Genomic DNA, 11,926 nt, shown 5'->3' with positions numbered 1-11,926 from the left:
CATTTGAGTTCCTTTCGTTCAAGTGGTATTGTATACTACGATTATAAAAATTCATGAATAGATTAAGGGTGAGAAAATTGAAAAAGATTGCTGTTTTAACTAGCGGTGGAGATTCTCCTGGTATGAATGCCGCCATTCGTGCGGTTGTTCGAAAAGGTATTTATCATGAATTAGAAGTATACGGTGTTTATCAAGGGTATAATGGATTAATCAACGGAAATATAAAAAAGCTAGAATTAGGATCGGTAGGGGATATTATTCATCGTGGAGGAACCATTCTCCAATCAGCGCGATGCCCTGAATTTAAAACATTAGAAGGACAAAAGAAAGGTTTAGAACAATTGAAAAAGCATGGCATTGAAGGACTTGTTGTCATCGGTGGTGACGGATCATACCGAGGAGCACAAGCTCTATCAAAATTGGGATTCCCATGCATTGGTGTTCCAGGAACGATTGATAACGATATTCCAGGAACAGAAATAACAATCGGCTTCGATACAGCGTTAAATACTGTCATTGATGCCATTGATAAAATAAGAGATACGGCTTCGTCTCATGAAAGAACGTTTATTATTGAAGTTATGGGACGAGATGCCGGAGATTTAGCATTACTTGCAGGATTAGCAGGCGGGGCTGAAACAATCATTATACCTGAAGAAGATTACAATATTTCTGACGTAGTAGAACGTTTAAAAAGAGGCAGCGAACGTGGAAAAAAACATAGCATTATCATTGTAGCTGAAGGGGTTTGCAGTGGAATGGAATTTGCCCAACAGCTTGAAAAAGAAATAAAAGTAGAGTGCAGAGTCTCTGTCCTAGGACATATTCAACGTGGAGGCTCACCAACAGCCCAAGACAGAGTACTTGCTAGCCGATTAGGTGCAAGAGCTGTTGAATTATTGCTCGAAGGAAAAAGCTCTAGAGCGGTTGGAATCGAAAATAACAAACTTGTTGATTACGATATCAACGAAATACTAACAAAAAAACATCAACTAGATTTATCAATGTACACTCTATCAAAAGAGTTGTCGATTTAGTTCGGGAGGGAAACATTTTGAGAAAAACAAAAATCGTATGTACCATTGGACCAGCCAGTGAAAGTATTGAAATGTTAATGAATTTAATGGAAGCTGGTATGAACGTAGCAAGACTTAACTTTTCTCATGGTGATCATAAAGAACATGAAACTAGAATAAAAAATATTCGTGAAGCAGCTAGAAGAACAAACAAAAATGTTGCGATTTTACTAGATACTAAAGGTCCTGAAATTCGCACACATAATATGGAAAATGGCACCATTGAACTGAAAGCCGGAGAGAAAATTATCATTTCGATGAAAGAAGTACTAGGAACAAAGGAAAAGTTCTCTATCACTTATGAAGGGTTAATTCATGATGTTCAAATTGGTTCAAAAATTTTATTGGATGACGGATTAATCGGCTTAGAAGTAACAGCTATTCATTATGAAAAAAATGAAATTGAAACAGTGATTTTAAATAGCGGAATACTTAAAGATAAAAAAGGTGTTAATGTTCCAGGGGTATCTGTTAATTTGCCGGGAATAACAGAGAAAGACGCCAATGATATTATTTTTGGAATTCAACAAGGTATTGATTTTATCGCAGCGTCATTTGTGCGCCGAGCATCTGATGTATTGGAAATTCGTCAATTACTTGAAGAACACAACGCAACGCACATACATATTATTCCAAAGATTGAAAACCAAGAGGGCGTTGATAATATTGATGAAATATTAGATGTTTCCGATGGCCTTATGGTTGCGCGCGGAGACTTAGGGGTTGAAATCCCAGCAGAAGAAGTGCCATTAGTTCAAAAGATGTTAATTAGAAAATGTAATGAATATGGTAAACCAGTTATTACAGCTACTCAAATGCTAGATTCTATGCAAAGAAATCCAAGACCAACAAGAGCAGAAGCTAGTGACGTTGCAAATGCCATTTTCGACGGTACAGACGCTATTATGCTTTCAGGAGAAACGGCAGCAGGAATGTATCCACTAGAAGCAGTACGCACGATGCATAATATTGCAGCTAGAGCAGAGGAAGCATTAAACCATAGAAATATTTTATCGGATAGAAGTAAACGAATTGACCATAATATTACCGATGCCATTGGACAGTCAGTTGCACATACTGCTTTAAACCTAGATGTAAGTGCCATCATTGCGCCAACGGAAAGCGGTCATACAGCAAAAGTTATTTCCAAATACCGTCCGAAAGCTCCAATTATTGCTGTTACTTCTCAACCTGAAGTTTTAAGAAGACTTGCTCTCGTGTGGGGTGTATATCCACAATTAGGGAAAAAAGTTTCAACAACTGATGAGATGTTGGAAATCGCTGTAGAAGAAAGCTTAAATTCCCAAATTGTTAAACATGGAGATTTAGTCGTTATTACAGCGGGTGTGCCTGTAGGAGAAGCTGGCACAACGAATATTATGAAGATTCATGTTGTCGGTGACGTTTTAGCAAAAGGACAAGGGATTGGTCGAAAAACGGCATACGGAAAGGTAGTTATTGCCAAAGATCCAAGTGAAGCATTAAATAAAGTAAAAGAAAACTCTGTACTTGTTGCGATATCTTCTGATCGAGATTTAGTACCGGCCATTGAAAAATGTGCAGCGCTAATTACAGAGGAGGGTGGATTAACTAGCCACGGTGCAGTAGTAGGATTAAACCTTGGAATTCCGGTAATTGTCGGTGTTGAAAATGCAACTAGTATTTTAAAAGAAGGTCAAGAAATTACTGTCGACGCTTTAAGAGGAGTTATCTATAAAGGACATGCCAGTGTATTATAATGAAACACCATGAACCGCATCTAGCCATATTGTTGAAGGCGGTGTTGTAAGGTGAGATTATTTATATTACTTATTATCGTTGTCCCAGCAATTGAAATTATGTTATTCATTTATTTTGGCAACTTGCTCGGTTTTTGGACAACACTATTTTTAATTATTGCAACAGGAATTTTAGGAGTCTATTTAGCGAAACTACAAGGATTGCAGACAATCCAAACGTTCCGCAGGCAAATTCAACTAGGATATCCACCGGGTGATACATTAATTGATGGAATATGTATCATTTCCGGCGGAATATTGCTATTAATCCCGGGATTTGTTACAGATACTTTTGGATTATATTTATTATTTCCCCCTACGAGACAGACGGTGAAACCATTAGTGAAAAGATGGATTAAACAAAGATTAGATAAAAGAACTATAACGATCATTCGATAATGATGAAAGTCGTCCAATTGGGCGGCTTTTATTTTGTAAAAGAAAAAATGTATTAAAATTAATCGATATAATTTATTATGCCCCTTTAATAAAAGCCAAAATGTCGTGGAATACATGGGCGCGGTATAAAGTATTAATGAACACTAATGATACCGGTCCGATAATGAGTCCTAAAAATCCGAATAATTTAAAGCCGACAAAGATTGCAATTAATGTTGCTAAAGGATTTAAACCAATATTCGTAGATAACACTTTTGGCTCAATGAGTTGTCTTTGAACTAATACAACGATGTATAAGACTAACAATCCAATCCCTAAATGTGTACTGCCTCCTACAAATTCGTAAATCATCCATGGCACAAAAATTAATCCTGTTCCTAAATACGGCAATAAATCTACAAAACCGATAAGAAGAGAAATCGTAATAGCGTAATCAACTTTTAAAATAAGTAAACCAATTAGGACGATAACCGTCGTAATTGATATTAATGTAAATTGTGCTTTCATAAATCCTATTAAAGCCCTTTTTAAATCTATAAATATAAAATGACCACTTTTTTTTGCTTTTTCCGGCATAAATTTTCCAGCAAGTAATTGAAGGCGATACCAATCTTTACTAATAAAAAAAGTAGCTAGTAATGAGAAAATAACAACCGTTGCTGCATTGGGAAACCAAGAGAGGAAAGCTGGGATTATGGAAAAGAAATTTTGAAGAAACGTTCCAATCGATATAGTTAATTGCTGCCCAATATTTTCTATATTTTGTATGATAGTTTCTTGTTGATTCGTTTCTAAATTATCAAATAAATTTGAAATATGATTATAAAAAGGGATGATTTGACTTTTAATAAAATCTTCTATATACCCTACTAAAGTTTCAATATGATGTGGAAGAACTCTAGCTAAGTACTCAGTTCCGGAAACTATCTCAGCGATCAGTAAAGTGATGATGGCAATAAATATTGAGAAAATGAACAATAAAACAATAATAACAGCTAAACCGCGTGGAATCTTCCCTTTATATTCAACAAAATTTACGATAGGATTAATGATAAAAGCAATAAAAAAAGCAATAATGAACGGGTACGTATAGGATGAAATAAAATATAAAAGATAAAATAAGAGAAAGGTTATACCAACAACCAAAATAAACCGTAATGATCGGAAAAAATATAACGTATTCATCCAGCACCCTCCAAAATTACTAGAAATAAGACGAAATTGAATTAAATCCATGCTATATTTCAAAAATTTTTTTAAGAGTTTTAGTGGAATTTTTTATTGTCTTATCTAAGGCTCTAACTATCTATATTAGTTATTGTTTGATTAACAAAAAACATTTAAAACTTCGTAAAATTTCCATTAAATTGAACAGATGAAAAGTAACCGACATACTTTTGCTCTATGAAAAATCGTGGACCAATAGTTATCGTTTTAAACATTATATGTGTTATTAAACGGCTATTATGCATAGATTGTCTCATTTTCTAAACAAACTAATTCAAAGACAAATTAACGTTTAACTCTATTGAAGGATTCATATATTAAAAATTTCAAACAAATAATAACTATTTATATGTTTTATTGATAAAATAATTTATTTTTCATGATTTATTTACAATTCATTCACAAATATTAGATAATTGTTTATAATAGAGATTGTGACTTACCTGAATATCCCTTCTCTATTTTTTTGAAAATGTAAGCATTTTCTTTCTCTTTTTAGAAATTTTCCTTTAAAATATACTTTGTTTAAATAATGCTTATAAAAAAGGGATTTAATAATTATATTTTCTTTTTTATACATACGGGCATTTGGTAAGCAAACCATTTCGATGGTTAAAAAAATTAAAAGGAGAGATAGATATGACTGCCACTAAAGGGCTTGAAGGTGTTGTAGCTACAACATCCTCAATCAGTTCAATTATTGATGATACGTTAACGTATGTCGGCTACAATATTGATGACTTAGCCGAAAATGCCAGTTTCGAAGAAGTCGTATACTTACTATGGCACGGACGTCTTCCAAATAAGACAGAATTAGATGAACTAAAATCTCAACTTGCAAACAATGCAGAGCTTCCTAAAGAAGTTTTAGAACATTTTAAACATTATCCAATTCAAGACGTTCATCCAATGGCCGCTCTACGTACAGGTGTTTCTTTGCTTGGATTATATGACAATGAAGCGGATGTAATGAGTGAAGAAGCTAATTATCGTAAAGCGATTCGACTACAAGCGAAAATCCCTACACTTGTAACTGCTTTTGCGCGTATCAGAAAAGGTTTAGAACCTGTTGCTCCTAGAACTGACTTAAGTTTTGCTGCTAACTTTTTATATATGTTAACCGGACAAGAACCAGATGAAATTGCTGTTGAAGCATTTAATAAAGCTTTAGTTCTTCATGCGGATCATGAATTAAATGCATCTACGTTTACTGCTCGTGTATGTGTGGCTACTTTATCCGATGTATATTCAGGAGTAACTGCTGCTATCGGAGCATTAAAAGGCCCACTTCATGGCGGTGCCAACGAACAAGTAATGAAAATGTTAACGGAAATCGGATCAATTGAAAACGTAGAACCATATATCCGTGGAAAATTAGCAAATAAAGAAAAAATTATGGGTTTTGGTCACCGTGTATATCGTAAAGGTGATCCACGCGCGAAACATCTTCGCCAAATGTCTGAAAAATTAACAAAATTAACTGGTGAACCTCATTGGTATGAAATGTCTACCAAAATCGAAGAAATTGTTACTAGTGAGAAAAATCTTCCACCAAATGTAGATTTCTATTCAGCATCTGTATATCACAGCTTAGGAATTGATCATGATTTATTTACTCCTATCTTTGCTGTAAGCCGTGTATCTGGATGGTTAGCACATATTTTAGAGCAATATGCTAATAATCGCCTAATCCGTCCACGTGCTGAATACACTGGCCCTGGAAAACAAGTATATGTACCTTTAGAAAAACGTGGTTAATATTAAAATTTTAGCTTAAATAAGGTTATCTGATTAAAATTTTGTTAAATTATAAAAGGGTTAGAGGCTTATTTTGCCTTCTAACCTTTGATATTGAATTTGGAGGGAAAACTAATGCAAGGTGAAAAAATTACTGTAACAAACGGCGTCTTAAACGTACCAAACAATCCGATTATTCCTTTCATCGAAGGAGATGGAACAGGTCCTGATATTTGGGCAGCAGCACAACGTGTTTTAGATGCCGCTGTAGAGAAAGCATATAAAGGTGAAAGAAAAATTGTTTGGAAAGAAGTTTATGCTGGAGAGAAAGCATTTAATCTAAAAGGTGAATGGCTTCCAGATGAAACTTTAGAAACTATTCGTGAGTATTTAATCGCTATTAAAGGACCATTAACTACTCCTGTAGGTGGTGGTATCCGTTCTTTAAACGTTGCTTTACGTCAAGAATTAGATCTTTTCGTATGTCTTCGTCCTGTACGTTGGTTTGAAGGAGTACCTTCACCAGTGAAACGTCCTCAAGACACAGACATGGTTATATTCCGTGAAAATACTGAAGATATTTATGCAGGAATTGAGTATGCTAAAGGTTCTGAAGAAGTGAAAAAAGTTATTGACTTCCTTCAAAATGAAATGGGAGTTAAGAAAATCCGCTTCCCAGAAACATCTGGTATTGGTATTAAACCTGTATCTGAAGAAGGTACAAAACGTCTTGTTCGCGCTGCTATTAACTACGCAATTAAAGAAGGCCGTAAATCTGTAACTCTTGTACATAAAGGAAATATCATGAAGTTCACAGAAGGGGCTTTCAAAAACTGGGGTTATGAATTAGCAGAACAAGAATTTGGAGATAAAGTATTCACATGGGCACAGTACGATAGAATTAAAGAAGCTGAAGGCGTTGAAGCAGCTAATAAAGCCCAAGCTGAAGCAGAAGCTCAAGGTAAAATTATTATTAAAGATTCTATTGCTGATATTTTCTTACAACAAATTTTAACTCGTCCTCGTGAATTTGACGTAGTTGCAACAATGAATCTAAATGGAGACTATATTTCTGATGCACTTGCAGCTCAAGTAGGTGGAATTGGAATTGCTCCAGGTGCAAATATTAACTATGAAACTGGACATGCAATCTTTGAAGCAACACATGGTACAGCTCCTAAATATGCTGGTTTAGATAAAGTTAACCCATCTTCAGTTATTTTATCTGGTGTATTAATGCTTGAACACTTAGGATGGAATGAAGCTGCAAACTTAATTACAAAATCTATGGAAAAAACAATTTCATCTAAAGTTGTAACATATGACTTTGCACGCTTAATGGAAGGTGCAAAAGAAGTTAAATGTTCTGAATTTGGAACTGAATTAATTAAAAATATGGAATAATTTTATGAAGAGAAGCTGACTCTATTTGAGTCAGCTTTCATTATAAAGAAATGGAGGGACAATCATGACCATTAAACGTAAAAAAATTTCTGTAATTGGGGCTGGCTTTACTGGTGCTACTACCGCTTATTTATTAGCTCAAAAAGAATTGGGTGACATAGTGGTGGTTGATATCCCTCAGCAAGAAAATCCAACAAGAGGAAAAGCACTAGACATGCTGGAGGCAAGTCCTGTTCAAGGATTTGATGCTAGCATCATCGGAACATCGAATTACGAAGATACGAAAAATTCCGATCTTGTCATCATCACTGCAGGCATTGCCAGAAAACCAGGAATGAGCAGAGATGACCTTGTATTAACGAACCAAAAAATTATTAAATCTGTGACTAAAGAAATTGTGAAATATTCTCCTAATTGTTTTATCCTAGTACTTACAAATCCAGTTGATGCTATGACTTATACGGTTTATAAAGAGTCCGGCTTCCCTAAAAACCGTGTCATTGGACAATCTGGTGTTTTAGATACCGCACGTTTCCGTACCTTCGTTGCACAAGAATTAAATGTATCTGTAAAAGATATTACTGGACTAGTTCTTGGCGGTCATGGAGACGATATGGTGCCGTTAACACGTTATTCTTTTGCGGGAGGAATCCCATTAGAGTTGCTATTACCTAAAGAACGATTAGAAGCTATTGTAGAACGAACAAGAAAAGGTGGAGGGGAAATTGTCAATTTATTAGGCAGCGGTAGTGCGTATTATGCTCCTAGTGCTTCATTAGTAGAGATGGCGGAAGCGATACTTAAAGATCAACGTCGAATTCTACCTTCAATTGCCTATTTAGAAGGGGAATATGGCTTTCATGGAATTTACTTAGGTGTTCCAACTATATTAGGAGGCAATGGGGTAGAAAAAATTATTGAACTCGAATTGACGGAAGAAGAGAAAATAGCTTTAGAAAAATCAGCAAATTCTGTAAAAAATGTGATGAAAGTGCTAGAATAGAGAAAAAGCTTGTTAAGAATGGTTCTTAACAAGCTTTTCATTATACCAAATATATACATAATGAAAATTTCATGATAATATAAAGAAAATGTAATCGCTTACAAACAAGGAGTGTATAACATGATTATCGGTAAACGAAGGAAAATTGGTAGAAAAATTGACGAAATTAAAGTAGGGGAAAAGTTAGAATTAACGGAAAAAATAGAAGATCGAGATATATTACTTTATCTAGGACTTACTGATGATGCCAATCCGCTTTATATCCAACATGACTACGCATCCCAAACGAATTTTAAAGCTCCAGTTGTTCCATCAATTATGTTAATAGGAAAAATCCATTCAGCAATTTCTAAATATTTTCCTGGTCCAGGTAGTTATATTTTGAATCAAGAAATAACTTTTCATCATCCAGTTTATCATTATACAACTGTTTATTTCTTGTTAGAAATTATTGACATAAACATAGAAACAGAAACAATTAAAGTTTCTGTTCATGGAAAAAATGAAGAAGGAGAACAGGTATTATCCGGTCATTTATTAGTTAAACCTCCTCAAAAGAAAAAAACTACAGAACATCTATCATTAGATTCTTTCTATTAAATGAGTTGGGCACTTTATAAGTGTCCTTTTATATTGGAAAATGAAATAAAAGGAGAGGGTATGTTCGTTTCGATATTTGTAATTTGTTATAATGAAACTAGCTATGTGTAGGAGGGTGAAGATATGAAAAAAATCCTTGTAGTCGATGATGAGCATTCAATCGTTACTCTACTTCAATACAATTTAGAGCAAGCTGGTTTTCGAGTTATAACAGCTAATGATGGACAAATAGCTTATCAGCTTGGATTAGAAGAAGAATTAGATATGATCATTCTCGATTTAATGTTACCGAAGATGGACGGGATAGAAGTTTGTAAAAAATTAAGGGAAAAACAAGTACAAACGCCAATTCTTATGTTAACCGCCAAAGATGATGAGTTTGATAAAGTTTTAGGGTTAGAACTTGGTGCTGATGATTATATGACGAAACCATTTAGTCCAAGAGAAGTGGTGGCGAGAGTAAAAGCCATTTTACGAAGAACTCATCCTCCCATTCTTTCTTCCCAACCGATAGAAAATGATGAAAACAAATTATCCATTGGTGAACTAGTGATCTATCCTGAAAAATTTGAAGCTTATATTCATCAACAACAATTAGAATTAACTCCAAAAGAATTTGAATTGTTGCTTTATTTAGTAGAAAACAAAGGGAAAGTTTTGACGAGAGAAGTATTATTAAATGCTGTATGGAACTATGATTTTGTCGGGGATACTAGAATTGTCGATGTACACATTAGTCATTTACGAGATAAAATCGAACATAATTCAAGAAAACCCGTCTATATAAAAACGATTCGTGGTCTAGGATATAAGTTAGAGGAACCGAAAAAATGAACAAAATTCGTTCAAGGCTAATATTGGGATTTCTTATTTTAATTATTACTGTTCTTATTGGGCTTGGAGTATTGCAAGCACAACTTTTACAATCTTATTTCGTTCATTCACTGGATGAGAGAATGCTAAAGGAAATACAATTCATCTCATCTCACATTGAGAAAAATAGTATCCACCATTTGGATACAAATTATTTAGATCAAGCTAGTAGTACGCTCTCTGTACGATTAACGATAATGAACGAAGATTTTCAACTGCTCTATGATAGTAAAGGAACGACTGTTGATCGAACTATTTTTATTAAGTTAATAGATGGATATAAAAAAACAAATGTATCACACTCTACCATTTCCACAACCCATTATTATTGGAAGGAAATAATGAATAATGGTAATTCGGAAGGCTACTTATTCTTAAGTACAGAACAAACAGGATTTCATCATACATACAAACAAATTTGGACGATTTTAGCGATTAGTTTAGGTGCAGCGTTTATCATCATTATTTTACTAGGTGCACGTATAACATTACGATTTACAAAACCGCTAGAAAGAGCATCCAATGTGGCACTTGAATTAGCAAGAGGTAATTATCGTGTACGAACATATGAAGATATCGGAGATGAAACCGGTGCTTTAAGTGCATCTTTGAATGTACTAGCAAGAAATTTAGAACATATGGTAATAGAACATGAAGTGCAAAAAGATCGGTTAATGACATTAATAGAAAATATGGGGAGCGGTTTATTATTCATAGATAGTAAAGGGTATATCACGTTAACAAATCGAACATTTAAAGAAGTTTTTCAGGTTAAGGATGAAACCTTTTTAAACAAGCTTTATTTGGATGTCATACCTTATCAAGACATTTGCTATTTAATCGAAGAAGTTTTTATGACAGAAAAAAAAGTCAGAAAGCAAATGCAATTGATGTTTTCTATGACAAAAAAACATTTTGAAGTATATGGTGCTCCTATCATCAGTCAAGGGAATGAATGGAAAGGAATTGTATTAGTTTTTCATGATATTACCGAATTGAAAAAATTAGAACAAATACGAAAAGATTTTGTGGCAAACGTATCTCATGAATTAAAAACGCCAATTACCTCTATTAAAGGTTTTGCCGAAACATTATTGGATGGAGCGTTAAATGATCCAAAAACATTGAAGTCGTTTTTATCGATTATTCTGAATGAAAGCGAAAGGCTTCAGACATTAATTAATGATTTATTGGAGCTATCTAAAATTGAACAACACAATTTCCGATTGACCATCGAAAATATTGATCTTGTAAAAATTGTTTCAGAAAGTATAGAAATATTGTCAGACAAAGCCAACAGAAAAGATATACAAATTCACATCCATTCGGATGAACCAACATTGAGGATGAAAGGCGATCCAAGAAGGTTAAAACAAATTTTTATCAATATTATTGATAATGCGATTACTTATACTCCGAATCAAGGAGATATAAAGATTAGATTGAACGATTTACAAGATAAAGTTCGAGTCACCATTACTGATACAGGGATTGGAATATCCAAAGAAGAAATTCCTAGAATTTTTGAAAGGTTTTACCGTGTGGATCGTGCAAGAAGCCGGGAATCTGGCGGAACTGGATTAGGACTTGCAATTGTAAAACATTTAATGGAAGCACATCATGGATACATATCAGTAGAAAGTGAAATTGGAAAAGGAACTTCTTTTCACCTCACATTTCCTAAAGGTACCTATGAAAAAAAATAAAGCATCTAATCTAGAAAAAGGTGTAGAACCATATCTACATCTTTTTACATTTGTTATTTTCATTAATAAACGAAACTTTTTTGAAATTTTTTCGTAATATTAGTATCTACATAACGTCAAGGA

At 34.0% G+C, this 11,926-nt stretch carries 10 protein-coding genes; 9 read left to right on the top strand and 1 reads right to left on the bottom strand.

The genetic code is table 11. The annotated features are described in order from the left end of the window. Positions 1 to 77: 77 nt before the first annotated feature. The 3 genes from pfkA to AC3ASS_RS02570 are packed head-to-tail and all read left to right on the top strand — an operon-like array spanning position 78 to position 3,253. Positions 78 to 1,037: a 6-phosphofructokinase gene (pfkA, locus tag AC3ASS_RS02580; RefSeq protein ID WP_488281945.1), complete on the top strand. Its 960-nt coding sequence runs from the start codon at positions 78 to 80 to the stop codon at positions 1,035 to 1,037. A 17-nt stretch (positions 1,038 to 1,054) separates the two neighbouring features. Next, positions 1,055 to 2,815: a pyruvate kinase gene (gene pyk / locus AC3ASS_RS02575; protein ID WP_488281944.1), complete on the top strand. Its 1,761-nt coding sequence runs from the start codon at positions 1,055 to 1,057 to the stop codon at positions 2,813 to 2,815. Positions 2,816 to 2,866: 51 nt separating this feature from the next. After that, on the top strand, positions 2,867 to 3,253 hold the full coding sequence (locus tag AC3ASS_RS02570) for an FxsA family protein (protein ID WP_488281943.1): 387 nt from the start codon (positions 2,867 to 2,869) through the stop codon (positions 3,251 to 3,253). Positions 3,254 to 3,328: 75 nt separating this feature from the next. On the opposite strand, the gene ytvI is transcribed toward AC3ASS_RS02570, so the two are convergent. Beyond that, positions 3,329 to 4,438, bottom strand: coding sequence for a sporulation integral membrane protein YtvI (ytvI, locus tag AC3ASS_RS02565; RefSeq protein WP_488281942.1), 1,110 nt, complete (start codon positions 4,436 to 4,438; stop codon positions 3,329 to 3,331). 681 nt (positions 4,439 to 5,119) lie between these two features. Here ytvI and citZ point away from each other — a divergent pair. The 6 genes from citZ (at position 5,120) to pnpS (ending at position 11,803) form a co-directional block, all read left to right on the top strand. Then, a complete protein-coding gene (citZ, locus tag AC3ASS_RS02560) occupies positions 5,120 to 6,238 on the top strand; it encodes a citrate synthase (RefSeq protein WP_488281941.1) in 1,119 nt (372 codons plus the stop codon). Positions 6,239 to 6,352: 114 nt separating this feature from the next. Further along, positions 6,353 to 7,621 carry an NADP-dependent isocitrate dehydrogenase gene (gene icd / locus AC3ASS_RS02555; protein WP_488281940.1) on the top strand — a complete coding sequence of 423 codons (1,269 nt, stop codon included), beginning with the start codon at positions 6,353 to 6,355 and terminating at the stop codon, positions 7,619 to 7,621. A gap of 64 nt (positions 7,622 to 7,685) precedes the next feature. Next, entirely contained in the window at positions 7,686 to 8,624 is a 939-nt protein-coding gene (mdh, locus tag AC3ASS_RS02550; protein ID WP_488281939.1) for a malate dehydrogenase, read from the top strand. 120 nt (positions 8,625 to 8,744) lie between these two features. Then, complete coding sequence (locus AC3ASS_RS02545; RefSeq protein WP_488281938.1) at positions 8,745 to 9,224, top strand: MaoC family dehydratase; 480 nt, start codon at positions 8,745 to 8,747, stop codon at positions 9,222 to 9,224. A 123-nt stretch (positions 9,225 to 9,347) separates the two neighbouring features. Further along, entirely contained in the window at positions 9,348 to 10,058 is a 711-nt protein-coding gene (locus AC3ASS_RS02540; protein WP_488281937.1) for a response regulator, read from the top strand. Next, positions 10,055 to 11,803 (top strand): two-component system histidine kinase PnpS, encoded by a 1,749-nt coding sequence (pnpS, locus tag AC3ASS_RS02535; protein ID WP_488281936.1) that lies wholly within the window; start codon positions 10,055 to 10,057, stop codon positions 11,801 to 11,803. The genes AC3ASS_RS02540 and pnpS overlap by 4 nt, the downstream gene beginning before the upstream one ends. Positions 11,804 to 11,926: the final 123 nt, after the last annotated feature.

Source organism: Bacillus sp. JST-5 (assembly GCF_057747715.1).
The sequence above is the reverse complement of the archived record's forward strand: the minus strand, read 5'-3'. Positions and strand labels throughout refer to the sequence as shown.